Consider the following 23,053-nt stretch of genomic DNA (forward strand, 5'->3'; position numbering starts at 1 on the left):
GCCCCTCTGAAGGGACGCTTTTCCGTCCGTCCTCACCGGCGGCTGCCCAGGAAGAACAGGGCCAGCGTGCCAGGGCCAGAGTGGTTGCCGATGACCGGCCCCACGTAGTTGATATAGATGTCCTGTACGCCGAAGCGGCGGCGCACCTCGTCTGCCACAAACTCAGCGTCTGCCTCGCAGTCCCCGTGGCTGATGAAGATGGTCTGCCCCGCCGGGTCGACGGCGCTCTCCGCCATGCGGTCCACCAGGGCCAGCAGGGACGCCTTCCGCCCCCGGGTCTTGCTGACGGGCACCAGATGGCCCGTGTCATCCACATGCAGCACCGGCTTGATGGACAGCATGGTGCCGAACAGGGCCGCCGCAGCGCTGACCCGGCCGCCACGCTTCAGATGGTTCAGGTCGTCCACGGTGAACCAGTGGCACACCTTCGCCTTGGTCTCCTCCGCAAAGACGTGGACCTGGTCGATGGTCTTCCCCTTCCGCTTCTCCTGGACGCAGAGGTATACCAGCAGCCCCTGGCCCAAAGAGGCGCTGAGCGTGTCCACCACAAAGATCTTCCGTCCGGGGTATGCCTCCCGCAGGTCATCGGCGGCGATCACCGCCGACTGGTAGGTGGTGGAGAGCGCGGAGGAAAAGGCCAGGTACAGCACGTCCCTGCCGCTATCCAGAATCTTCCGCATAGCCTCATCAAACACGCCCACGCTGATGGCGGAGGTGGTCGCCAGGGCGCCGGCGCGGAGCCGGGCATAGAAGTCCTGGAAGCCGATCTCCCGGCCGTCCAGGTAGTTGTGGTACACCCGGTCCTCCATATTCAGGCTCAGGGGCAGCACCTCCAGCTCCAGATCCGCCGCCATCCGGGCGGTCATGTCGCAGCAGCTGTCTGTCAGGATCACAAAATCATCCATGCTCAGTCCTTCTCCTTTTCCTTTTTGGCCCGTTCTTTGCTTTTGGCGTGGGCGGCGCTTGCTGCCTCCTCCCGGGCCTCCTGCCGCTGGCGCAGCAGCGTCACATACCGGCTGCTGGCCACGCCGGCGGCGTAGCTCATCAGAGCAAAGTGGATGGCCGCATCCGCCAGCTCCTCCTCCCCGGTGCGGTCCTCCATCTCATCGGCCACGGCGTTCAGCGCCTTGTTGAGGCTCCCGCAGAAGGCGGCGTACCCGTCGGAGATGGGCCGGTCCCCCTGCAGCTCCTCCCGGATCAGCAGATCCATATCCCGGGTGGACATCACCCGCTTCAACACACAGATAGCGGTGAGATAGGCCAGGTGGTCCCGGTTGTATTTCTTCCCCTCCGCCCGGGGCACCAGGCCGCTCTTCGTGTAGTTGTTCACCATGGCGGCGGTGAGGCCGTCATCCTCGTCGAACCGGATCACCTGCCGGTCCATATAGCTGAGCACCTGGTCCATATATAGGGAGAAGTCCGGCAGCTGGTCCCAGGGCACCGGGCGCTGGGTCCGCAGCCTCTCCCGCAGGGCCGTCAGATCATACATGCGGATACACTCCTTCCGCCGTGCGGCACGGCTTTTATTCAGAGGTAGTATACCACGCAAATCTGATTTTGTAAATCACGTTTTCCAGGGTCCGGTATTGCATTTTCTGTTAGCAGTTATTTTCCCACACAGAATCGGGAAAAAATGCGGGAGACAATCTCCTCCTTCGCCGTGCGGCCTGTCAGCTCTCCCAGCGCGTCCAGGGCCTCCTCCGCGTCTGTGAGCACCGCATCCGGGGTCATTCCGGTCTCCAGGGCCTCCAAAGCCCGGCGGACTGCGTCCAGGGCCCGGCGGGCGGCGTCCTCCTGCCGCCGGTCGGTCAGCAGGCTGCCCACCTCCCCCGGGTCCCCGGCGGGAAACAGGGCTGCTACGGCGTTTCCCAGGTCCTCCAGTCCCTCGCCAGTGACGGAGGACAGGGACACCACGGCGGCAGGCGGGGCCAGGGGGCCCTCTCCGGCGGGAAAGACCGCCCCAGCCGTCCGCAGCCCCCCCGCCATATCCCGCTTAGTGAACACCAGGAGCCAAGGAACTCCGCACCGGGCCACATCCGCCAGCAGAGATCCCTCTTCCGGGTCCTCCGGCACCGCACCATCCACCACCGCCAGCACCAGCTCCGCGGAGGCGATGGCTCTCCGGCTCCGCTCCACCCCCAGCTGTTCCACCGGGTCCTCCGTGGCCCGGATGCCGGCGGTATCGATGAGCCGCAGCAGGACCCCGCCGCAGAGTACGGACTCCTCCACCGTGTCCCGGGTGGTGCCGGGGATGTCGGTGACGATGGCCCGCTCATACCCCGCCAGGGCGTTGAGCAGCGAAGACTTGCCCGCGTTGGGCCGGCCCACAATAGCCGTGCGGACGCCGGATTTCAGTACCTGTCCCCGGCGGCAGGTGTCCAGCAGCCGCTCCAGCCGCCCAGCGGCGGACCGGAGGGCAGCGGCGATCTCCTCCGGCCGCACATCCTGAATGTCCTCGTCCGGGTAGTCCACCACCGCGTAAAACCGGGAGGTGACTTCCAGCAGCTCCTCCTGGACCGGCTCCAGCACCCGGCGCAGGCCGCCGTCCAGCTGGGCGGCGGCGTTTCTGGCCGCGGCGGCGGTCTCCGCGTCGATCAGGTCCACCACCGCCTCCGCCTGGGTCAGGTCCATCCGGCCGTTCAAAAACGCCCGCTTGGTGAACTCCCCCGCCTGGGCCTGCCGGGCCCCGGCAGCGAAGAGGGCAGACAGCAGCTCCCGCAGCACCACGGGGGAGCCGTGGCAGTGAAACTCTGCGCAGTCCTCCCCGGTGTAGCTGCCCGGCCCCGGGAACCGCACCGCAAGGCCCCGGTCAATGACCCGGCCCGCCCGGTCCAGCATCTCTCCGAACACCATTTTCCGGGGCTCCTGGGCGGCAAAGGGACGGCCGCCAGCCGCCCGGAACACCCGCCCGCACAGGGCGAAGCACCCGTCTCCCGACACCCGGACGATTCCGATGGCGGTGGCGGCGCTTCCAGTGGCGATTGCCGCGATCACATCCATCTGCCTCACGCTCCCTTCCCGCGGGGACGGTTCTCCTCGCCCCAGATGCACATAGCGTCCAAAATGGGGATGAGGGACCGCCCCCGCTCCGAAAGGCTGTACTCCACCTTGGGGGGAATCTGGGGATACTCCTCCCGCTGCACCAGGCCGTCCGCCTCCAGCTCCTTCAGGGAGAGGCTCAGCGTCTTGTGGGAGATGGTCCCCAGGCGCCGCTTCAGCTCGTTGTACCGCAGAACGCTGTACTCCGCCAGCCAGTAGAGAATAATCATCTTGTACTTACCGCTCACCAGGGACATGGTGTAGCCGAAGCCCGTCTCTTCAATCCCGGTGCCCGCCGTGATGCATGGCTCCATTTTATGCTCTCCTTTTGGTTAGTATCTTACACCGATGTGCGTACTTTACAAACAGAGAATATCATAGGATACTGGGGACATCAAGAAAAAAGGAGCCATTCTGATGTCAAAGCAGATTCTGATTCTCAACGGCAGCCCCCGCATCCACGGAAACACTGCGGCGCTGATCGACGCGTTTACTGCCGGAGCGGAGGCGGCGGGCCACACCGTTGCCCGGTTCGATCTGGCCGCTCTGGACATCCACGGCTGCCGGGGCTGCCTGGGCGGCGGAAGGGATCCCCGGCACCCCTGTGTCCAGCGGGACGGCATGGACGCCGTGTATCCGGCCTACATGGCCGCGGATGTGGTGGTGCTGGCCTCGCCCATGTATTACTGGAGCATCTCCGGACAACTGAGATGCGCCTTTGACCGGCTGTTCGCGGTGGCGGAACTGGGCCCCGATCTGGCAAATCCGGTCAAGGACGCGGTGCTTCTGATGGCGGCGGAAGGCGACACGGAGGAGAATTTCGCCCCGGTGCGGGCCTATTACAAGGCGCTGCTGGACTGCCTGGGCTGGAAGGATGCGGGCATTGTATACGCCGGCGGGAACATGGCCGTCGGGGATATCCAGGCCCATCCGGAGCAGCTGGAGGCCGCCCGGCAACTGGGCGCGGCGCTGTGACCGCCCCGCAGTTGTCCTGACGAGAACGAGGACGGGCGCTGGGGCCTCCTTGTGTTTTCGGGTACGCGGTGATATAATGCAGCCATCAAAACCAAATGCCGTTGGAAATCATGATGCCGCCCGCCGGTTCTGCTTTCACGACTGACAGCCGCGCCGAACGAGCCACAAAGATACAGAAAAGGAGGAATACAGCATGAAAGCGCACGTTTTTGCGCTCTGTCTGTCGCTGTCCCTGTGCCTGGGGTTGCCCCTGCCCGCGTTGGCCTTTGCCAGCCCCTTCACTGATGTGCAGGAGACCTCCCCCTACTATGATGCCATTCTGTGGGCCGCAGAAACCGGCGTCACCAACGGCACCACAGCGTCCACCTTCTCCCCCGATGCGCCCTGTACCCGGGCCCAGCTGGCCGTGTTCCTATGGCGGGCGGCCGGCGAGCCGAAACCCGCGCTGGCAGAACAGCAGTTCATGGATGTGACGGATCCCAGCGCCTACTACTACGGAGCCGTCCAGTGGGCTGCAGAGAAGGATATGTGGGGATTCGGGACCTTTGCGCCCCATGCGGTGTGTACCCGGCTGGACGCGGTATTCTTCCTGTGGCGCGCCGCCGGCAGCCCGGATATGGAAGGAGAATTTCCCTTTGCCGACGTCCCCTTCGGGGACGGAGACGGACACGGACAGCCCCTCTACCGGTATGCTGACCAGGCGGTGTTGTGGGCGGTGGAGAACGGCGTCGCCAGCGGCACCACGGAGACCACATTCTCCCCGGGCACTCCCTGTACCCGGGGCCAGATCGCCACATTCCTGTATCGGGCCGCTCAGGCAGAGACTTCCGCGAAGTAGGGAACGATGAACTGCAGGCAACGAAAAAAAGGCGGCGGCTGCCAGAGGCAGCCGCCGTCTTTCGTCAAAAGCGTCCGGGTACACGATGCGCCCGGACGCTTCCAGTTGACAGGGAATGGAACAGGATGGAGACCTCGTTATTTGATCCGCTCGCCGGCGGCTTCCTTGGCCTTGATCTCCTTCACAGCATCCTTGTGAGAGAGGTTGACACGGCCCTTCTCGTCAATGTCGGTGACCTTCACCCACATCATGTCGCCCACCTTGCAGGCGTCCTCCACCTTCTCGATCCGGTGGTCCGCCAGCTTGGAGATGTGGACCAGTCCGTCCTTGCCGGGGGCCAGCTCCACGAAGGCGCCGAAGGTCATCAGCCGCACCACGCGGCCGTAGTACAGCGCGCCCACCTCCGGGACGAACACGATGTCGTCAATGCACTTCTTGGCGGCGTCGCAGCTGGCGGCGTCCACGCCGGCGATGAAGATGGAGCCGTCGTCGTTGATGTCGATCTTGGCGCCGGTGTCGGCCACGATCTTCTGGATAACCTTGCCGCCGGAGCCGATGACCTCCCGGATCTTGGAGGGGTCGATGTGCATGGTCAGCATCTTGGGCGCGTACTTGCTGACCTCCTTGCGGGGCTCGGAGATGGCGGGCAGCATGATCTGATCCAGGATCTCGCACCGGGCGTCATAGGTGATGTCCAGGGCCTCCTTGATGATCTCCATGGTCAGGCCGTCGTTCTTCAGGTCCATCTGGATGGCGGTGATGCCCTTCTTGGTACCGCCCACCTTGAAGTCCATCTCGCCGTGGAAATCCTCCACGCCCTGGATGTCGATGAAGGTGGTGAAGGAGCCGTCGTCATCCTGGATCAGGCCGCAGGAGATGCCGGCCACAGGGGCCTTGATGGGCACGCCGGCGTCCATCAGGGCCAGGGTGGAGCCGCAGATGGAGCCCTGGGAGGTGGAGCCGTTGGAGCTCAGCACCTCACTAACCACGCGGATGGCGTAGGGGAACTCCTCCACAGAGGGGAGCACGGGCACCAGAGCCCGCTCCGCCAGAGCACCGTGGCCGATCTCCCGGCGGCCGGGGGAACGGGCAGGCTTGGCCTCGCCCACGGAGTAGCCGGGGAAGTTGTAGTGGTGCATATACCGCTTCTCCGTCTCCTCCCAGATGGTGTCCAGCTTCTGGTTGGCGGAGAGGGTGTCCAGGGTGCAGACGGAAAGCACCTGGGTCTGGCCGCGGGTGAAGAGGCCGGAGCCGTGGGTCCGGGGCAGCACGCCCACCTCGGCGGCCAGGGGCCGGATCTCGTTCTTCTGGCGGCCGTCCACGCGGTGGCCCTCCAGAAGCCACTGCTTGACGATCTTCTTCTGGAACTTGTAGGTGAACTCCTCCAGGTACTGGTCCATATCCGGATATTCCTCCAGATACTTCTCGTGCCACTTCTCGATCATGGCGTTCCAGCGGGCCTCCCGGATGTTCTTGTCGTCGGTGTCCATGGCGGCCTTGGCCTCGTCCATGAAGTCCGCCACGATCTTGTCGAACAGCTCCTGGTTGAAATCCGCGTGAGGATACTCAAACTTGGGCTTGCCCACCTCGGAGACCATCTGATCGATCAGGGCGATGATCTTCTGATTCTCCTCATGGGCCATCTTGATGGCCTCGAACATCTTGTCGTTGGGGACCTCGTTGGCGCCGGCCTCGATCATGACCACCTTTTTGCGGGTGGAGACCACGGTGACGTCCAGGTCGCTGACCTTGCGCTGCTCGCTGTCGGGGTTGAACACCAGCTTGCCGTCCACAAGGCCCACCTTCAGGGCGCCCACGGGGCCGTTCCAGGGGATGTCGGAGATGGCCAGGGCGGCGGAGGTGCCGATCAGGGCGGCGATCTCCGGCGTGCAGTCGTGGTCCACGCTCATGACCGTGCACATGACGGACACGTCATTGCGGAAGTCGGAGGGGAACAGGGGCCGGATGGGCCGGTCGATGACACGGCTGGTTAGGATGCCCTTCTCGCCGGGGCGGCCCTCCCGCCGGTTGAAGGAACCGGGGATGCGGCCCACGGAGTACAGCTTCTCCTCAAAATCTACGCTCAGGGGGAAGAAGTCGATGCCGTCCCGGGGGCGGGGCGCCGCAGTGACGCAGCAGAGCACCCGGGTGTCGCCGTAGCCCACCATGACGGCGGCGTTGGCCAGCTCCGCCAGCTTGCCCACCTCCATGGTCAGGGGGCGGCCCGCCAGCTCCATCTCGTACTTGTGGTAGTTGGGGAATTGTCTCTTGGTGATAATGGTTGACATGTCTGGTCTCCTTTTTCGTATGATCTCCGCGGGAGCCAAACCATTTAGCACTTGAAGCAACGGCCGGATCCCCGGTCCCTCCTTCAACTGCTAAAAGATCGGCCTGCCCGCGGGCGTTGAAAGAATGCGGGAAGAGGGTGGTGCGGCAAAGGCGCACCACCCTCCACATTGACTCACTTCCGGATGCCCAGCTTGGCGATGAGGGCACGATAGCGCTCGATGTCCTTCTTCTGGAGGTAGTCCAGCAGACGGCGGCGCTTGCCGACCATCTGCAGCAGGCCGCGGTTGGAATGCTTGTCCTGGGGGTTGTTCCGCATGTGCTCGGTCAGCACGTTGATCCGCTCGGTGAGGATGGCCACCTGGACCTCGGGAGAGCCGGTGTCCCCCTCGTGGGTGCGGTTGGCGTCGATGATCGCGGTCTTCTGTTCTTTGCGCAGCATGAAAATTTCCACCTTTCTTCATATATACCCGCAGGGCTGCGCCCCGGGATCGGTGAAAGTCCACGGAGCGAAGGGCTGGGGCCGCACATACACGTGCTGTTGCATGATACCACAGAAATTCCCAGTTGTAAAGATAAAAATGTGGAGTTTTCCCCGGATCGGCGGAAAATTCCCCGTTTTTGTCCCCCGAATGGGCTTGACAAACCGCTTCTTCTCATGATAATCTAACCGTACTAATACGGTTAATACAGTTGCAAGGGCTGCACCGCAGCCCCGCGGAAGGGAAGGTGAGCGGATGATCAGCCTGAATTATCGGGACTCCCGGCCCATTTACGAGCAGATCCGGGACGGACTGCGGAAGCTGATCGTCACCGGTGCGCTGAGCGCGGACGAAAAGCTGCCCTCAGTGCGGGCGCTGGCCGCCCAGCTGGCCATCAATCCCAATACCATCCAGCGAGCTTATAACGAGCTGGAGGGCGAGGGATACATCTACTCGGTCCCCGGCAAGGGGAGCTTCGCCGCCGCGAACGCGGCGGCGGACTCCGCCCGGCGGGCGGAGCTGCTGACCCAGGTGCGGGAGCTCCTCTCCGAGCTGCGGTATCTAGGGGTAAGCCAGCAGGAGCTGCTGAATCTGGTGAAGGAGGCGAGTCCGTCATGATCGAAGTGAATGGCCTGGTGAAGCGGTTCGACGGCTTCGCAGCCCTGGACGGCGCCGCGCTGTCGGTGCCGGCGGGCAGCGTCTACGGCCTGGTGGGTCCCAACGGCGCCGGTAAGTCCACCCTGATCCGCCACCTGACGGGCATCTTCCGCCAGGACGCGGGCACGGTGCGCATCGGCGGCGAGGATGTGTGGGAGAACGCCGCCCTGAAGGCGCGGATCGCCGCCATCCCTGACGACTGGTACTACTTCCTTCAGTCCTCCATTCGGGATATGATGCGCTTTTACCGCGGATTTTATCCCGCTTTTTCCATGGAGCGGTATGAAAAGCTGAAGGAGGTCTTTCAGCTGGATGAAAAACGGCCTATCCGCCGCCTCAGCAAGGGTATGCAGAAGCAGGCGGCCTTCTGGCTGGCCCTGTGCTGCATGCCGGACTACCTGATCCTGGATGAGCCGGTGGACGGTCTGGACCCGGTGATGCGCCGGCAGGTGTGGTCTCTGGTGCTGGCGGATGTGGCCCAGCGAGGCACCACGGTGCTGGTTTCTTCCCACAACCTGCGGGAGCTGGAGGACGTCTGCGACCACGTGGGCATCATGGACCACGGCCGCGTGCTGCTGGAGCGGTCCCTGGCCCAGCTGCAGGACAACATGGTAAAGCTGCAGGTGGTGTTCCCCGACGGGATGACGGAGGTGCCGTCGGACCTGCCGGTGCTCCACGCCAGCCAAATCGGCCGCATCCATACCTTCATCATGCGGATGAGCGCCCAGGAGGCAGAGGACCGTCTGGCGGCGTACAGTCCCCTGCTGGTGGACGCAGTGCCCCTGACCCTGGAGGAGATCTTTATTTATGAGCTGGGAGGTGCGGACTATGCAGTCAAAGACATCGTACTTTAACGCCACGCTGTTCCGCAAGAACCTGACCCGGTTCTGGCCGCTGTGGGGCCTGGCGTCCTTTATCGGCGCTCTGTTCCCTCTGGCGGTGCTGCTGGATATGGTGCACCGGGGCTGGAACGTCCTCTCCGCACCGGACTTCACCGGTATGTACTATGATGCGGTGAGCGCCGTGCCCGTCATCAATCTGGTCTACGCCGCCCTCTGTGCCATGGCGGTGTGGAGCTATCTATACAACGCCCGCAGCGTGGGGCTGATGCACACCCTGCCTATCCGGCGGGAAGGGCTGTTCCTCACCAACTTCCTCTCCGGCCTCTCCATGACCCTGATTCCCTACGCGGTCACCGGGGTCCTGTGCGTCGTGGTCTCCCTGTGCGGCGGGGCCTTTGACGCCAAGGGGCTGGCCGTCACCGTCCTGGCAGTGCTGGGTGAGAGCTTCTTCTACTTCTCCAGCGCCACCTTCGTGGCCTTCATCACCGGCAACGCCTTCACCATGCCGCCGCTGTACGCCCTGCTCCACTTCCTGGCGGTGCTGCTGGACTGGCTGATCTCCTCCTTCGCCCAAGGGTTCATCTTCGGCTTTTCCACTTATTACACCGGGGTGGTGGAATGGCTCTCCCCCACCGTGTATCTGGTCAACAACGTCCGGTGCGCCCGGCAGTATGTGGAGGTCCAGCAGACGTTCCCCGATGGAACGCCTTACACCTCCCGCCTTTTGACCTCCGCAGACCTGGAGAGCTTCTGGCTGATCGGCGTCTACGCCCTGGTAGGACTGGCGCTGGCTGCCCTGGCCCTCATCCTCTACCGCAGGCGCCGCAGTGAGACCGCCGGCGACGTGGTGGCCGTGGGCTGGCTGCGGCCGGTGTTCCGGTACGGTGTGGCAGGGCTCTGTGCCCTGCTGGGCGGCCAGTTCCTCTACTCCCTGTTCTGGTATGGCTTCCAGCAGGGGGAATACTACGACACGCTGCCCATGGTGGTCTGCCTGCTGGCGGCAGGGGCCATCGGGTATTACGGCGCCTCCATGCTGCTGGCCAAGGCCTTCAAGGTGTTCCGGGGCAGCTGGAAGGGCCTGGGCATTGTGCTGGCGGGCTGTGCCCTGGTCTGCTGTGTGCTGCATTTCGACCTGCTGGGTGTGGCGGACCGGGTGCCGGAGGCCTCCCAGATCCAGACCCTGGAGATCCGGATTGCCGACAACACCTACACGCTCACGCCGGAGAAGGACGCGGACCTGCTGGAGCAGGTCAGGGCCCTCCATCAAACGGTGGTTGCCGACGAATCCTATGTTCGGGAGATGGAGGCCCGCAGATCTTCCACCTGGTCTGAGGATGAGACCCCCAACACGGCATACACCGGCCTGAATCTCACCTATACTCTGAAAAGCGGCACCCGGATAGACCGCTGGTACTCCCTGCTCATTACCCGGGACCGACTGGCCCAGCCAGAGACCTATGATTATCTGCTGGACCAGTTCGTGAACAGCGATACTGTAAAAGCCCGGCGCCTCCATCTGGATGACGATTTCTGGACGGTGAGCGGCGGCAGCCTGTACATTGACACTCGTGGCGAGGGCTACGAACTGGGCAGCCGGGAGGGTGACGCCATTCTCAAGGCAGTGGGCCGGGATCTGACCGCCGGGAACTGGGGGGATTACGACTGGTTCTCCGGCGACAGCGGCAGCAGCTATGCCATGGACCTGGGGCTGGACTTTGAAAGTGCAGACAAGGAGCGTTACGACTGGATCTCTGTCCATGTGACCCCTGCCATGACGGAGACGGTGGACTGCCTGGAGCGCCTCGGCCTGGTGACGAGGGCAGATCTCGTCACCTACCGGCAGCTGTATCCGGAGGACTATGGGGCGGACGGCTCCTCCATCTGGCAGGAGGTTCCGCACACGGGTGAGAATGCGGTGGTCTACACGGAGGACACCACTTCCGCCATGGTCTCCCCGGCATGAGGGGGGCAAGAACGCGGCGGCGCCGGAATCCCCGTTTTGCCGCTTTATGCCTGCTGCTGATCTTTGCCGCTGTGGGCGCCGCCGTCTGGCTGTGGGCCGGCCGGGGCCTTCCGGGAGAGGGCGTGGAGGTGCCGGACTATGTGCAGGCGGACCTCCTCACCGTGAACCCCTGGTCCCGGCCCGGCACGCCCCTGGAGAAGATCGATGGGATTGTGATCCACTACGTGGGCAACCCCGGCACCACGGCGAAGGCCAACCGGAACTACTTTGAATCCCTGTCCTCTGGGGAGACGGAGACATACGCCTCCAGCCACTTCATCGTGGGGCTGGAGGGTGAGGTCATCCAGTGCATTCCCCTGACGGAGATCGCCTACGCCTCCAATATCCGCAACGAGGACACTGTGGCCATCGAGGTCTGCCACCCGGACGAGACCGGGGCATTCTCCCCGGCCGCCTACCAGCAGGTGGTGGAGCTGACGGCCTGGCTGTGCCGGACCTTCGATCTGGATCCGGACACTGATGTGATCCGCCACTACGACGTGACGGAGAAGCTGTGTCCCCTCTATTATGTGGAGCATCCGGAGGCCTGGGATGCCTTCCGGGCAGACGTTGCAGCAGAGATGGAGCGCCAGACCGAAGTCTCCTGACACGGAGCTTCAAAAATTTTTTGGTCCTCCGTGAAACAAAACGGCATTCTTGATCGTCTTATAAAGCAGAGGGAGATTTTACATCAAAGGGGGCCTTTTTCCATGGAGCAAAATCCGGCTGCCGCCACGCTCTGGCGCATGTGGGTGGATACCAAGCGGCGCATTGTCTCCTTCCACGAGGAGAAGGACTGCCAGCTGCTGGAGTTCCGCAGCCACGAGATGTTTTTGAGCTGCGTGGACCAATACGCCTGCAAGCAATACCGTTATCAATGACCCTGCGGGGCCTTTTCGTCCATATCCCGACGGCTTCAGCCGCCTAAGGAGGCTTTTTGATCCATGTGGCAAAAACGCGGGCCAGCACTGCTGTGTCTCCTGCTGGCCACCGCACTGACGGTCTTTGCCGCCGCCCGCTCCCCCGCCGCTCCGCCCGGCGAAGTCCCTCCTCCGCAGACGCTGGAGGAGGAATCCCTGCTCTATGAAGAGACGCCGGTCCAGATTATCTCCCTGTTGGACCTGGAGCCGGTGGATACCCGGGCGTCTGCCAATCCCGTCCGGGTGGGGGGCGGCACCCTGGCCCCTGTGGATCAGGCGGAGATGGCATCCGTTCTGGCGGAATGTACATTAAAAGACAACACCATCGTCAGGCTCTACGTTACAGCGGAGGGCCTGATCGATGGCGCTTTTTTGCGCCCTGGCGCCGGGTGGATCCGATTTGCCCGCCTGTACCGCGGCGCGGACCAGGGCCCCAATTACGCGGAAACCGCCGCCCTTACCGCCTGCTCCGGTATTCTGGGGCACGATGGCTTTCTGCTGCGGACCGACGGGCACTGCTCCGGCGTTTACTCCTATGATTACTACTGGTTCGACACTGCCGGGGACTTGCAGGTCCTCACCGCCAGGATGGACCCGGTGGCCCTGGACCTGGACGGGGACGGAACGGCGGAGCTGGTCTGGGAGATCGCCGAGTGGCAGGGCGCGTTTTCCTTTTACTTCCGGCGGACAGACGGCGCCATCTGTTGTGTGACGCCGTCCGAATACATCGACGCATCGGGCCTGTTCCTGGCTGCGGTGGAGCAGGAGGGGCCCGGCCCGGTCCGGCTGATCTACCGCTATCACGGCACGGACGAGGATCAGGAACAGTTCTGCGCCGTGACGTTTCGGGACGGCGCCCTGGAGATTGAGATGGACCTTGTCTATGTCCCGGCCTCGCTGGAAGACACAGTCCCCCTTTCAGATCCCACAGCTGGCGGGGCCGCCCTGCCCCATGTGTCCATTACCGGCCCCGACGGCTGGACCATGGACGGTGCCGGGGAGGCGGCCTATCTGGATCTCTGGTCCCTTCTCTGGAACAGCCCATATCCCTCCTCGAAGGGGGCGGTGATCGTCCCCACCGATGCGCCGCTGGATGCGGAGACCACCTATACCGTCACCTTCTCCGATCCGCAGGCCGGGAACTCCTTTTCCTGGTCCCTGGACGCCGAGGGCATCTGCCGCCTGGACGGCATAGAGGGCAACTGCCGGATGGTGTCCACCGGTGTCGGCTCCCTGCCCGCATACTGTCACGATGTGCTGGAGCTCTACTGCCGGGCCAGCCGCACCGCCCGGAACTATGACGCGCAGGGCCGATGGCTGGGATGGGATTTGGTCCCGGATACGGTCGCCCCGGGCTAAAACGGGTATCTTTTGCAAAAACCGCCTTGACAAACGGCGAAAATGTGATACGATAGTCCGGTAAATGGAACATTCCGGCGTGGAAAAGGACGAGTAACCGGCATCCCTCCTGCAAAGAGAGCCGCCGTTTGGTGCAAGGCGGACGGGAGCTGCGGCGAAAATCACCTTGGAGCCTCCTGCTGAAAGACGACGCGAGTAAGCGTGGACGATTGATGCCCGTTACAGCATCGGCCCGTGGCAGCGGGCTGTGAGGGGCTGTTTCCCGCAAGGGCGCAGCAGCGAGAGTGGTACCGCAGAGTGTTTGCAAACGCTTTGTCTCTTGAAAAAGAGGCAAGGCGTTTTTGTTTTCTGAAGGGATGTGTATTCTGGTGAAATGCCCAAACTGCGGAAAGGAAATGGAAGAGGGAACTCTGCACACCCGGAATTACCCTTTCTGGACGCAGCAGGAGCTCCGATTCTTTCGGGCCCCCACAGACACCGTGGAGCTGGGCCCCATTGGCGATGACACCACCAGCGTGTTTACACGGGATCCGTTCCCGGAATTTCCCCATGCCATGCTCTGCCGGGAATGCGGCCTTGTCACCTTCCCGTGCAGCTTGATTGAAACCTCCAAAAAAGATAGCAAATAGGAGCTGGAACAGGAGGAGCTTTATGAAGTGTCCGTATTGTCAGCAGCAAATGCAGGAGGGCTTTCTCAGCAGCCGCTCCCCCGTTTTCTGGTCAGAGGAGGTGTCAGGCCTTCCCCTTCCCGCCAGGAAGGGAGATTTGCTTCTGGGTGGAAAGCTGGGGCTGGTTGTCCGCCCCCGGGCTTACCTCTGCCGGAGCTGTAAAACCGTCATTACCCAATATCAATAAAAATTCAGCAAACAGAATGGAAATAGGAGGAAAGATATGGACTACAACAAGACCATCAATCTGCCCAAGACCGACTTCCCCATGCGGGCGGGCCTGCCCAAGCGGGAGCCGGAGATGCTCAAGCGCTGGCAGGAGCAGGACGTGTACAACGAGCTGCTGAAGAAGAACGAGGGCAAGCCCCTCTTCAATCTCCACGACGGCCCGCCCTTTTCCAACGGCGGCATCCACATGGGCACCGCCATGAACAAGGCCCTCAAGGATATCATCACCCGATCCTACGCCATGCGGGGCTACTACACCCCCTATATCCCCGGCTGGGACAACCACGGTATGCCCATCGAGTCCGCCATTATCAAGCAGAACAAGCTGAACCACAAGGCTATGAGCATTCCGGACTTCCGCTCCGCCTGCCATGACTTTGCCCAGCATTATGTGGGCGTGCAGATGGACGCCTTCAAGCGCATGGGCGTCATCGGCGACTGGGAGCACCCCTACCTCACCATGAACCCCGGCTTTGAGGCTGAGGAGGTGAAGGTGTTCGGTGCCATGTACAAGAAGGGCTATATCTACAAGGATTTCAAGCCCGTCTACTGGTGCCCCCACGACGAGACCGCCCTGGCGGAGGCGGAGATCGAGTATCAGGACGACCCTTGCACCACTGTGTATGTGAAGTTCCCCATGCACGACGATTGCGGAAAGCTTTCCGGTTATGACAAGCTGTTCTTCGTGATCTGGACCACCACCATCTGGACCCTGCCGGGCAACCTGGCCATCGCCCTGCATCCCGACGAGTCCTACGCTGTGGTGAAGGCCCCCAACGGCGAGGCCTATATCATGGCCGAGGCTTTGGTGGAGAAGGTCATGCACTTGGGCGGCTTCGACACCTGGGAGGTGGCGGAGACCCATCCCGGCGCCTTCTTTGAGAACATGCTGGCGGACCACCCCTTCCTGCCCAAGACCTCCCGCCTGCTGCTGGCGGATTACGTCACCATGGACTCCGGCACCGGCTGCGTCCACACGGCCCCCGGCTTCGGCGCGGATGACTACGAGACCTGCAAGCGCTACGGCGTGGAGATGGTAGTTCCCGTGGACGACCAGGGCCGCCACACGGAGTACGCCGGCAAGTACGCCGGTATGAAGACCGATGAGTCCAACCCCGTCATCCTGGCGGACATGAAGGAGAGCGGCATGCTCTTCGCCAGCGAGGACATCATCCACAGCTATCCCCACTGCTGGCGCTGCAAGGGCCCCATCATCTTCCGGGCCACGCCCCAGTGGTTCTGCTCCGTGGAGTCCTTCAAGGAACAGGCCGTCGCCGCGTGCGACGATGTGCGCTGGGTGCCCGGCTGGGGCATTGACCGGATGAAGTCCATGATCCGAGAGCGCAACGATTGGTGCATCTCCCGCCAGCGCAAGTGGGGCCTGCCCATTCCCGTGTTCTACTGCAAGGACTGCGGCAAGCCCATCTGCACCGATGAGACCATCGACGCCATCTCCAAGCTCTTCGCCGCCGAAGGCTCCAACGCCTGGTTCGCCAAGGAGGCGGAGGAGATCCTGCCGGAGGGCTTCGCCTGCCCCCACTGCGGTGCCAAAGCCGGCTTCACCAAGGAGACCGATACCCTGGACGGCTGGTTCGACTCCGGTTCCTCCCACTTCGCCGCCATGAAGAAGGACCAGGGCTTCTGGCCCGCCACCATGTATCTGGAGGGCCTGGACCAGTACCGCGGCTGGTTCCAGTCGGCGCTGCTGACCGCCGTGGGCGCCTTCGGCCAGGGCGCGCCCTTCAAGGAGTGCGTCACCCACGGCTGGACCGTGGACGGCGAGGGCAGAGCCATGCACAAGTCCCTGGGCAATGGCATGGACCCGGCAGAGATCATCAACCAGTATGGCGCGGACCTGCTGCGCCTGTGGGCCGCCAGCGCCGACTACCACGCCGACGTCCGCTGCTCTCACGAGATCTTCAAGCAGCTCAGCCAGAACTACCTCAAGTTCCGCAACACCGCCCGGTACTGCCTGGGCAATCTGGACGGCTTTGACGCCGACCAGCTGACGGCGCCCGCGGAGATGGAGGAACTGGACCGCTGGGCCGTCACCCGCCTGAACGCCCTGATGGAGAAGTGCGCCAAGGCGTACAACGACTATGAGTTCCTGGTGGTCACCCACGCGGTGAACGACTTCTGCGTGGTGGACATGTCCAACTTCTATCTGGACATCATCAAGGACCGTCTGTACTGCGAGGAAAAGGACGGCGCCAAGCGCCGCAGCGCCCAGACCGCCCTGTTCCTGATTCTGGACACCATGACCAAGCTGATGGCCCCCATCCTGTGCTTCACCTGCGATGAGATCTGGCTCTCTATGCCCCACCGCAGCGGCGACGATGGTCGGAACGTGGTGTTCAACGACATGAACAAGCCCTTCACCGACTACGCCCTGGATGAGACCGCCATGGAGAAGTGGTCCGCCGTGGAAAAGCTGCGCGACGACGTGAACGCCGTGCTGGAGGCCGCCCGGGCCGAGAAGAAAATCGGCAAGGCCCTGGAGGCCCACGTGGCCCTCCACGCTGGGGACGACGCGGCGTCTGCCGCCCTGGTGCAGGTGATGGGCCTGAACCTGGCAGAGCTCTTCATCGTCTCCGACTGCCAGGTCTCCAGTGCGGAGCCCGATGCCGCCTCCACTGTGGGCCAGGGTGCCAACTTCCCCGGCCTCACCGTGGAAGTCAGCGAGGCCAGAGGCGACAAGTGCGAGCGGTGCTGGATGCACAGCCCCACTGTGGGCGCCGACGCGGATCACCCCACCCTCTGCGCCCGCTGCGCCGCCGTGGTGCGGAAACTCCCCCAGTTCTGACCATCCGAAAACAGCAGTCAAAAAGGTCCCGGCCATTGGCCGGGACCTTTTTCCATGTCGATTCAATTCCCCCGGGCACGTTCCTTTTTCAGCTTCCGGATATCCTCTCCCGCAAAGGGCAGCAGGGTATATTCCCCTTCAATCCGGGAGGCGATCTGGGGCGTGTACCGCCGGGCCAGCTCTCCCGGCGTCAGGTTTGTGCTGATGATGGTGGAGCGGCGCTCCATCTGGCGGGTGTTGACAATCTGGTACAGGGCGCTCTGAACGAAGGATGTGGTCATCTCGGATCCCAGATCGTCCAGAATCAGCAGATCGCAGTTCAGCACCCGCTCCACGTGGTCGTCGGCCTCCTCTTCCCGGGTGAACTTCTGCTGCTCGAATTGTGCAAAGATGTGGCCCGCGGTGTCATAAACCACCGAATGCCCCTTCTCGCTGACCTCCCGGGCAATGGCGGCGGAGAGGTGGGTCTTTCCCAGTCCGGGTGCGCCGAAGAGCAGGAGGTTCGCCGGGCGCTTGCCGAACTGGTGGGCAAAATCCGCGCAGATGTCGTAGATCATCTCCATGTGCTGCCGGACGGTGATGCCGATGTTCGGGTCATAGCGGTCCGGGTACCAGTCTGTGGAGAAGGTGTCAAAGCTCTGGTGCCCCAGGTCCAGCATCCGGGACAGCTCCTTCTGCTGCTCCCGGGCGTAATAGCCCCGCAGGCAGCGGCACACCCGGCCGTTGCGGTAGCCCGTGTCCCCGCAGAGGGCGCAGGCGGGCGTCTCCTCCAGAGCATCCTCCGGCAGGCCCATCTTCTGCAGAAGCTCCCGCTTCTCTGCCTGGAGGCTCAGATTTTCATCCCGCAGCACTGCCACCGCGGACCGGGGGTCCGTGCCGTGGCGGAGCGCACTGGTGATGATGCGGCTCATGGTGGAGCGAAGCTCCCCGTCGATCTCCCGCAGGCGGGGCTGGCGGGCAAAAATCCGTTCCCGCCGCTCCTGATACTGGGCCTGCCGCCTCTGGCGGTCCTCCTCGAACCGCTGGAGGGCCAAGCGCATCACCTTTCCGTCATACGCCACCGCTCATCACCTCCTGTTCCGATGCAGCTCCTGCATATATCTGCGCATCTCCGTCTCCGTGTCCCTGGGGGACTGCTGGTCCCCCCTGCGGGCCGCCGGGCGGTCCCCCGCCTGAATCTCCTCCACCGTGTGGAGGCCCGCCTCGTTCCACTTCTTCAAAATGCCGTTGCAATAGGCCCACTTCAGCTCATGGCACTTCAGCACCGTTTTGTCATAGGCCAGGGCCACGGCCTCCGGGCCAAAGCCCATCTCCTGCCAGGCGAGGATGTACTTCTCCTCCGAAGGCGCGGGGGGCCGGTCCCCCAGCTGCAGCGCCTTCATATACTGGGGCAGGACCCCCTGGCGCTGGGCATAGGTCCGGAGATAGGCATCCGCCGCCGCCTGGGTGTCGATCCCCATGCGGGCCCAGGCGTAGCCCTCCTTTTCGATCTGCTTCATGCCGGGGCGGCGGCCCTCGCCGAATCGGCGCTGCACCCGCTCTACACAGTGGCACACCAGCAGATAGACCACGCCTTCCGGCAGGCCCAGATAGTCCGTCAGTCCCAGCAGGATCCCCACGTCCGGGGTGGTCAGCTTTTTGCCCAGCTTCACCTCCACCTGCCGGGTGAGGGCCTGGAACGCCTTGCTGTGCTCCAGCCGCTCCGCCACGTCGGCGCGCTGATAGACGGGCCGCTCCTCCGCCGGGGCGGGCGGCGTCTCCGCGGGGGCCACCAGGCCCAGCTCCCGCAGGGCGGTCTCCGCCGCCTCGATGCGGCCGCGGTCCCACCGCAGCTCCCCGGCCAGGGACCGGGGCGGTACCGTGCCCTGCCGCCGCAGCAGCGCCAGATACAGCAGCGCCGCATCCCCGTCGCCCCGGTCCAGCAGCCGCTTCACCGTGGCCGCGGACAGGGTGACGCTCTCATCCCCGGTATGTACCAGACAGCTGGGCATCCTCCGCTCCTCCCCTCTTTTTGAACTTCCCCTATTCTACACGATTTTCCCCGGCAGGACAAGCCCCGGCGGAAAAAGTCCGCACCTGCCCCAGCTTCTGGCGGAAATGTGAATTTTTTTAAAACCTCCCGTTTTTCTGTGGCGCTGTCTTTTTTCCTATGATATACTATAATTTATGATAATGGGCGGCATCTGCCCTGCCGCTGATCAATCTACCGACGAGGGGGAAGTTGTTTATGGCAAATCGCGTGGTCATCAACATCTGCGGGGAGGAGCTCACCTTCATTGCGGAGGAGTCCTCTTCTTACATGCAGCGGGTGGGCGCCTACGTCAATGATAAAATGGCGGAGGTCCTGGACAGCTCCAAAGTGGGCCGCACGGATGCCGCCGTCCTCACCGCCGTCAACATTGCCGACGAGCTCTTCAAGGCCCAGGCCGCGGCGGAGCAGCTCCGGGGCCAGATCAAGGGGTATCTGGACGAGGCCGGCAGGGCCCAGAGCGAGGCCAGCGAGCTGAAGCGGGAGGTCTTCCGCCTCCAGCAGAAGCTGGACGCCCAGGCCCGGAAGGACCGGGGATGAGGCCGGAGCTGCTGGCCCCCGCCGGTTCGCCGGAGGCTCTGCGGGCGGCGGTCCAGAACGGCGCGGACGCGGTGTACCTGGGCTGGGGCGCCTTCAACGCCCGTAGGGGCGCGAAAAATTTTTCTGATGAGGAGTTCGCCGCCGCCCTGGCCTACTGCCACGAGCGGGGGGTCCGGGTCTTTCTGACGCTGAACACCCTGGTGACGGACCGGGAGCTGCCCCAGGCGCTGGAGACAGCCGTTCAGGCCGGCCGCCTGGGGGTGGACGCGGTGCTGGTGCAGGACTGGGGGCTGTTCGGCCTGCTGCGCCGGACGCTGCCGGATCTGCCCCTCCACGCCAGCACCCAGATGAGCCTGTTCACCTCCGGCGGTGCCCGGGAGATCGCCGCCGACGGCTGCGAGCGGGTGGTCATTGCCCGGGAGTGTTCGGCGGAGGACACCCGTACGATCTGTGAAAACTGCCCTGTGGAAGTGGAGGTCTTTGCCCACGGGGCGTTGTGCATGTGCTACTCCGGCCAGTGCGAGATGAGCGCCCTGATCGGGGGTCGCTCCGGCAACCGGGGCCGCTGCGCCCAGCCCTGCCGCCTGCCCTACGGGGTTAACGCCCCCGCCAAAAAGGCATATCCCCTGAGCCTGAAGGACAGCTGTCTGGCCGGACGGCTGGAGGAGATGGGGGCCATGGGCGTATCCTGCGTGAAGCTGGAGGGCCGCATGAAGCGGCCGGAGTATGTGGCCGTCATCACCCGCATCTACGCCCGCCTGCTGGAGGAGGGCCGTGGTCCCACCGCCGACGAGCGGGCGGAGCTGGAGCAGGCCTTCTCCCGGTCCGGCTTCACCGACTGGTACTGGCAGGGCAAACACGGCGCTGCCATGTTCGGCACCCGTCCGGAGAACGCTCCGGACCCCAAGGACCTCTTTGAGGAGGCCCGCCGGGCCTATGAACGGGACAGCCTGCGGACAGTGCCGGTGGATCTCTCCTGCTCCGTTTCCGCGGGGGTGCCCTGCACCCTGACTGTGTCGGACCGGGACGGCCACAGCGTCACGGTCACCGGCCCGGTGCCGGAGGCCGCCCGGACCCGGGCCCTGGATGGACTGGAGCTGGAAGCCCGCCTCCGCAAGACCGGCGGCACCGCCTACCGCTGCGACACCGTGGTCACCCTGGTAGATGAGGGGCTGTCCCTCTCCGCCAGTGCCGTCAATGCCCTGCGGCGGGATGCGCTGGCGGCTCTCACCGCCGCCCGCACTGCGCCGCCCAAGCGCCGGGAGCTGCCGGTGCCGCCCCTGCCGGAGGCCGACTGCACAGCGGAGGCGCCCCGGCTCACCATTTCCGTGGCCCGGCTGGAGCAGCTCTCCCCCGCCCTGCTGGAGCTGGGCTGCCCGGCCCGGGTCTATATCCCGCTGGAAGAGGTCTCCCGGCTGGAATCTCTCCCGGGAGAAGGCCCGGAGTGGTGCGCCGTTCTGCCCCGGGTCTGGCGGGACCGGGACGAGCCTGCGCTCCGCACCTTGCTGGAGCGGGCCCGGGCTCTGGGCTTTACCGGTGTTCTGATCGGAAATCTGGGCCATCTGCCTCTGGTGCGGGGCCTGGACTTCCATCTCTACGGCGATTACGGCCTGAATGTGTTCAATTCCCGGTCCCTGGCCTATCTGAAGGACAAGGAGCTGGAGAGCGCCTGCGTGTCCTTTGAGCTGCGGTTCGCCCAGATCCGGGATCTGAAAAAGGTGCTGCGGGCGGAGGCCATTGTCTACGGCCGCCTGCCCCTGATGATTACGGAGAACTGCCTGGTGCAGAACGAGACCGGCTGCCGCCTGGACCGGCAGGGCCCTTGTGTCCCGGAGGACGGCCCCTGCCGCTGCGGCCAGCCCAATGTTCTGGTCGACCGCACCGGCGCCGCTTTTCCCCTGCTGCCCGCCTACGGCCACCGGACGGAAATCCAGAACAGCAAGCCGCTGTATCTGGCGGACCGGCCGGAGCACCGCAGGCTGGGACTGGCCTATGCCCGTCTCCGCTTCACCACGGAGACAGCGGAGGAATGCGTGTCCGTCGTGCAAAACTATCTGGATGCCGCGCCCGCCGCGGGGGATTTCACCCGGGGGCTTTACGAACGGGGAGTTGAATAATCAAATGGCAGCCTGGATAGATACCCGCTGGTTTTGGACCCTTTTGATCCTTACCCTCTGCGGAGAGTTTCTGCTTCCCTGCCTGCTGGCCCGGAAGGATCCAGCCTATCGGCCTGGAACCATGGCGGTCAGCGTTCTGGGCAGAAGGGGCGGTCCCGTGGCCCGGGTCTACCGCCTGTGGCTGGCGTGGCTGGGGATATGGCTTTTGACCACTGCCGCCGTCTACGCCGTCGGCGCGGCGCCGGCCTCCCGGTGGCTGGCGGCGGGATTGGCCGTGTCCCTGGGCGGCTTCGCCCTGGGCGCCGGTATCCTGGCCGCCCTGTTTCCCACCGGGCTCACCAAAGATCTGTCGGATCGCTCTGCCCTGATCCACGGCATTGCCTCTGCCCTGGGCTTTTTCGCCCTGCTGTTCCTACCCCTCTGGCGGGCGCTGCTGGCGCTGGAGACAGACTCCCCGGTTATGGCGTGGGCCTGCTTTGCCGCCCTGGGGCTGGCGCTGGTATTCTTCACGCTGTTTGTCCTCTCGGACAAAGACCGCTTCCAGGGCACGGCTGTGGCCCGTGAGGGTCTTTGGGAACAGCTCTGCCTGGCGGCCATGTATGTTCCCTTGTTGCTGGATGCAATCGTCCACCTGATTTCCGCCCCCTGAGCTGTACAGCCCTCCGCACGGAACCTTACACTGATAAAAGCAGGGATGCATCTGTCCGCCCATCAGCGGGACTTGTCTCCTGCATCCAATGGGGTTAACCGCCTGACAGCATCATATTTCCTATACAATTCATAAATTTTATTTTATATTATACAAACCGTATTTATTTTGGAGTTTGACATGGAAGAGATCAAGGTAAAATATTTCACAGATGACATCGACGAGCTGTGCTACGTGGAGGGCAAGTCCGACTGGATCGACCTACATGCGGCGGAAACCGTGACTATGAAGGCCGGGGAGTTCCGGCTGATCCCCTTGGGGGTGGCCATCGCCCTGCCGGAGGGGTATGAAGCCCACATCGTCCCCCGCAGCTCCACCTTTAAGAATTACGGCATTTTGCAGACCAACTCCATGGGCGTGGTAGACTACACCTACCGGGGCGACGGTGACCAGTGGCGGATGCCCGCCTACGCCACCCGGGATGTGACCATTGAGAAAAACGCCCGGATCTGCCAGTTCCGCATCATGAAAAACCAGCCCCGGCTGACCTTCACCAAAGTGGAGCATCTGGACGGTCCCGACCGGGGCGGCTTCGGCTCCACCGGAAAGTGAGGGCGCG

The 23,053-nt window shown here is 63.7% G+C and carries 23 protein-coding genes and 1 other annotated feature; of the genes, 15 read left to right on the forward strand and 8 right to left on the reverse strand.

The annotated features are described in order from the left end of the window. Positions 1 to 32 precede the first annotated feature (32 nt). From DN611_RS16140 to DN611_RS16155, 4 genes are all read right to left on the reverse strand, one after another. A complete protein-coding gene (locus tag DN611_RS16140) occupies positions 33 to 905 on the reverse strand; it encodes a DegV family protein (RefSeq protein ID WP_021750439.1) in 873 nt (290 codons plus the stop codon). A 2-nt stretch (positions 906 to 907) separates the two neighbouring features. Further along, entirely contained in the window at positions 908 to 1,489 is a 582-nt protein-coding gene (locus tag DN611_RS16145; RefSeq protein WP_021750440.1) for a DUF1836 domain-containing protein, read from the reverse strand. A gap of 116 nt (positions 1,490 to 1,605) precedes the next feature. After that, positions 1,606 to 3,000, reverse strand: a complete 1,395-nt coding sequence (gene mnmE, locus DN611_RS16150; protein WP_119311847.1) for a tRNA uridine-5-carboxymethylaminomethyl(34) synthesis GTPase MnmE — start codon at positions 2,998 to 3,000, stop codon at positions 1,606 to 1,608. A gap of 5 nt (positions 3,001 to 3,005) precedes the next feature. After that, positions 3,006 to 3,353, reverse strand: coding sequence for a winged helix-turn-helix transcriptional regulator (locus DN611_RS16155; protein WP_025544652.1), 348 nt, complete (start codon positions 3,351 to 3,353; stop codon positions 3,006 to 3,008). A 103-nt stretch (positions 3,354 to 3,456) separates the two neighbouring features. Here DN611_RS16155 and DN611_RS16160 point away from each other — a divergent pair, with 103 nt between their 5' ends. Beyond that, positions 3,457 to 4,014, forward strand: coding sequence for a flavodoxin family protein (locus DN611_RS16160; protein WP_119311848.1), 558 nt, complete (start codon positions 3,457 to 3,459; stop codon positions 4,012 to 4,014). A 193-nt stretch (positions 4,015 to 4,207) separates the two neighbouring features. Next, positions 4,208 to 4,852: an S-layer homology domain-containing protein gene (locus tag DN611_RS16165; protein WP_025544650.1), complete on the forward strand. Its 645-nt coding sequence runs from the start codon at positions 4,208 to 4,210 to the stop codon at positions 4,850 to 4,852. Positions 4,853 to 4,989: 137 nt separating this feature from the next. Here DN611_RS16165 and DN611_RS16170 read toward each other — a convergent pair whose 3' ends face one another. Together DN611_RS16170 and rpsO are read right to left on the reverse strand one after the other, a co-directional pair. Continuing rightward, on the reverse strand, positions 4,990 to 7,140 hold the full coding sequence (locus DN611_RS16170) for a polyribonucleotide nucleotidyltransferase (protein ID WP_119311849.1): 2,151 nt from the start codon (positions 7,138 to 7,140) through the stop codon (positions 4,990 to 4,992). A gap of 173 nt (positions 7,141 to 7,313) precedes the next feature. Beyond that, complete coding sequence (gene rpsO / locus DN611_RS16175; RefSeq protein WP_021750449.1) at positions 7,314 to 7,580, reverse strand: 30S ribosomal protein S15; 267 nt, start codon at positions 7,578 to 7,580, stop codon at positions 7,314 to 7,316. Positions 7,581 to 7,875: 295 nt separating this feature from the next. Here rpsO and DN611_RS16180 point away from each other — a divergent pair, with 295 nt between their 5' ends. The 9 genes from DN611_RS16180 to ileS all read left to right on the forward strand — a co-directional run bounded on the left by DN611_RS16180 (position 7,876) and on the right by ileS (position 17,099). After that, positions 7,876 to 8,238 carry a GntR family transcriptional regulator gene (locus tag DN611_RS16180; protein ID WP_119311850.1) on the forward strand — a complete coding sequence of 121 codons (363 nt, stop codon included), beginning with the start codon at positions 7,876 to 7,878 and terminating at the stop codon, positions 8,236 to 8,238. After that, positions 8,235 to 9,131, forward strand: a complete 897-nt coding sequence (locus DN611_RS16185) for an ABC transporter ATP-binding protein (RefSeq protein ID WP_021750452.1) — start codon at positions 8,235 to 8,237, stop codon at positions 9,129 to 9,131. The genes DN611_RS16180 and DN611_RS16185 overlap by 4 nt, the downstream gene beginning before the upstream one ends. After that, a complete protein-coding gene (locus DN611_RS16190; protein ID WP_145985120.1) occupies positions 9,106 to 11,082 on the forward strand; it encodes an ABC transporter permease in 1,977 nt (658 codons plus the stop codon). The genes DN611_RS16185 and DN611_RS16190 overlap by 26 nt, the downstream gene beginning before the upstream one ends. After that, positions 11,079 to 11,729 (forward strand): peptidoglycan recognition protein family protein, encoded by a 651-nt coding sequence (locus DN611_RS16195; RefSeq protein WP_025544643.1) that lies wholly within the window; start codon positions 11,079 to 11,081, stop codon positions 11,727 to 11,729. Before DN611_RS16190 ends, DN611_RS16195 begins: the two co-directional genes overlap by 4 nt. 102 nt (positions 11,730 to 11,831) lie before the next feature. Next, the gene (locus DN611_RS16835; protein WP_170180091.1) at positions 11,832 to 12,002 is read left to right on the forward strand and encodes a hypothetical protein; all 171 of its coding nucleotides are present in this window, start codon (positions 11,832 to 11,834) and stop codon (positions 12,000 to 12,002) included. 63 nt (positions 12,003 to 12,065) lie between these two features. Next, positions 12,066 to 13,400 (forward strand): hypothetical protein, encoded by a 1,335-nt coding sequence (locus tag DN611_RS16200; protein WP_119311852.1) that lies wholly within the window; start codon positions 12,066 to 12,068, stop codon positions 13,398 to 13,400. 71 nt (positions 13,401 to 13,471) lie between these two features. Beyond that, positions 13,472 to 13,723: a binding site (T-box leader), on the forward strand. Between the two features lie 33 nt (positions 13,724 to 13,756). Beyond that, entirely contained in the window at positions 13,757 to 14,029 is a 273-nt protein-coding gene (locus tag DN611_RS17365; protein ID WP_036630943.1) for a PF20097 family protein, read from the forward strand. A gap of 22 nt (positions 14,030 to 14,051) precedes the next feature. Next, a complete protein-coding gene (locus DN611_RS17370; RefSeq protein ID WP_021750458.1) occupies positions 14,052 to 14,255 on the forward strand; it encodes a PF20097 family protein in 204 nt (67 codons plus the stop codon). 36 nt (positions 14,256 to 14,291) lie between these two features. Next, positions 14,292 to 17,099 carry an isoleucine--tRNA ligase gene (ileS, locus tag DN611_RS16215; protein WP_021750459.1) on the forward strand — a complete coding sequence of 936 codons (2,808 nt, stop codon included), beginning with the start codon at positions 14,292 to 14,294 and terminating at the stop codon, positions 17,097 to 17,099. A gap of 62 nt (positions 17,100 to 17,161) precedes the next feature. Here ileS and DN611_RS16220 read toward each other — a convergent pair whose 3' ends face one another. Together DN611_RS16220 and DN611_RS16225 are read right to left on the reverse strand one after the other, a co-directional pair. Further along, entirely contained in the window at positions 17,162 to 18,160 is a 999-nt protein-coding gene (locus tag DN611_RS16220; protein ID WP_119311853.1) for an ATP-binding protein, read from the reverse strand. Positions 18,161 to 18,166: 6 nt separating this feature from the next. Next, on the reverse strand, positions 18,167 to 19,090 hold the full coding sequence (locus DN611_RS16225; protein ID WP_119311854.1) for a DnaD domain protein: 924 nt from the start codon (positions 19,088 to 19,090) through the stop codon (positions 18,167 to 18,169). Positions 19,091 to 19,326: 236 nt separating this feature from the next. Between DN611_RS16225 and DN611_RS16230 the strand changes: the two genes are divergently transcribed. The 4 genes from DN611_RS16230 (at position 19,327) to DN611_RS16245 (ending at position 23,046) form a co-directional block, all read left to right on the forward strand. Next, entirely contained in the window at positions 19,327 to 19,668 is a 342-nt protein-coding gene (locus DN611_RS16230) for a cell division protein ZapA (RefSeq protein ID WP_021751185.1), read from the forward strand. Next, positions 19,665 to 21,785, forward strand: a complete 2,121-nt coding sequence (locus DN611_RS16235; RefSeq protein ID WP_119311855.1) for a U32 family peptidase — start codon at positions 19,665 to 19,667, stop codon at positions 21,783 to 21,785. The genes DN611_RS16230 and DN611_RS16235 overlap by 4 nt, the downstream gene beginning before the upstream one ends. 4 nt (positions 21,786 to 21,789) lie before the next feature. Then, positions 21,790 to 22,434 (forward strand): DUF998 domain-containing protein, encoded by a 645-nt coding sequence (locus DN611_RS16240; RefSeq protein WP_160117459.1) that lies wholly within the window; start codon positions 21,790 to 21,792, stop codon positions 22,432 to 22,434. A gap of 180 nt (positions 22,435 to 22,614) precedes the next feature. Next, a complete protein-coding gene (locus tag DN611_RS16245) occupies positions 22,615 to 23,046 on the forward strand; it encodes a dUTP diphosphatase (protein WP_021751182.1) in 432 nt (143 codons plus the stop codon). The last annotated feature ends 7 nt before the right edge of the window (positions 23,047 to 23,053 follow it).

Source organism: Oscillibacter sp. PEA192 (assembly GCF_003574015.1).
Taxonomy (GTDB): domain Bacteria; phylum Bacillota; class Clostridia; order Oscillospirales; family Oscillospiraceae; genus Oscillibacter; species Oscillibacter welbionis.

Coding starts and splice junctions, on each gene's coding strand:
- DN611_RS16140 (WP_021750439.1), bottom strand. CDS start 905: ATGGATGATTTTGTGATCCTGACAGACAGCTGCTGCGACATGACCGCC.
- DN611_RS16145 (WP_021750440.1), bottom strand. CDS start 1,489: ATGTATGATCTGACGGCCCTGCGGGAGAGGCTGCGGACCCAGCGCCCG.
- mnmE (WP_119311847.1), bottom strand. CDS start 3,000: ATGGATGTGATCGCGGCAATCGCCACTGGAAGCGCCGCCACCGCCATC.
- DN611_RS16155 (WP_025544652.1), bottom strand. CDS start 3,353: ATGGAGCCATGCATCACGGCGGGCACCGGGATTGAAGAGACGGGCTTC.
- DN611_RS16160 (WP_119311848.1), top strand. CDS start 3,457: ATGTCAAAGCAGATTCTGATTCTCAACGGCAGCCCCCGCATCCACGGA.
- DN611_RS16165 (WP_025544650.1), top strand. CDS start 4,208: ATGAAAGCGCACGTTTTTGCGCTCTGTCTGTCGCTGTCCCTGTGCCTG.
- DN611_RS16170 (WP_119311849.1), bottom strand. CDS start 7,140: ATGTCAACCATTATCACCAAGAGACAATTCCCCAACTACCACAAGTAC.
- rpsO (WP_021750449.1), bottom strand. CDS start 7,580: ATGCTGCGCAAAGAACAGAAGACCGCGATCATCGACGCCAACCGCACC.
- DN611_RS16180 (WP_119311850.1), top strand. CDS start 7,876: ATGATCAGCCTGAATTATCGGGACTCCCGGCCCATTTACGAGCAGATC.
- DN611_RS16185 (WP_021750452.1), top strand. CDS start 8,235: ATGATCGAAGTGAATGGCCTGGTGAAGCGGTTCGACGGCTTCGCAGCC.
- DN611_RS16190 (WP_145985120.1), top strand. CDS start 9,106: ATGCAGTCAAAGACATCGTACTTTAACGCCACGCTGTTCCGCAAGAAC.
- DN611_RS16195 (WP_025544643.1), top strand. CDS start 11,079: ATGAGGGGGGCAAGAACGCGGCGGCGCCGGAATCCCCGTTTTGCCGCT.
- DN611_RS16835 (WP_170180091.1), top strand. CDS start 11,832: ATGGAGCAAAATCCGGCTGCCGCCACGCTCTGGCGCATGTGGGTGGAT.
- DN611_RS16200 (WP_119311852.1), top strand. CDS start 12,066: ATGTGGCAAAAACGCGGGCCAGCACTGCTGTGTCTCCTGCTGGCCACC.
- DN611_RS17365 (WP_036630943.1), top strand. CDS start 13,757: ATGTGTATTCTGGTGAAATGCCCAAACTGCGGAAAGGAAATGGAAGAG.
- DN611_RS17370 (WP_021750458.1), top strand. CDS start 14,052: ATGAAGTGTCCGTATTGTCAGCAGCAAATGCAGGAGGGCTTTCTCAGC.
- ileS (WP_021750459.1), top strand. CDS start 14,292: ATGGACTACAACAAGACCATCAATCTGCCCAAGACCGACTTCCCCATG.
- DN611_RS16225 (WP_119311854.1), bottom strand. CDS start 19,090: ATGCCCAGCTGTCTGGTACATACCGGGGATGAGAGCGTCACCCTGTCC.
- DN611_RS16230 (WP_021751185.1), top strand. CDS start 19,327: ATGGCAAATCGCGTGGTCATCAACATCTGCGGGGAGGAGCTCACCTTC.
- DN611_RS16235 (WP_119311855.1), top strand. CDS start 19,665: ATGAGGCCGGAGCTGCTGGCCCCCGCCGGTTCGCCGGAGGCTCTGCGG.
- DN611_RS16240 (WP_160117459.1), top strand. CDS start 21,790: ATGGCAGCCTGGATAGATACCCGCTGGTTTTGGACCCTTTTGATCCTT.
- DN611_RS16245 (WP_021751182.1), top strand. CDS start 22,615: ATGGAAGAGATCAAGGTAAAATATTTCACAGATGACATCGACGAGCTG.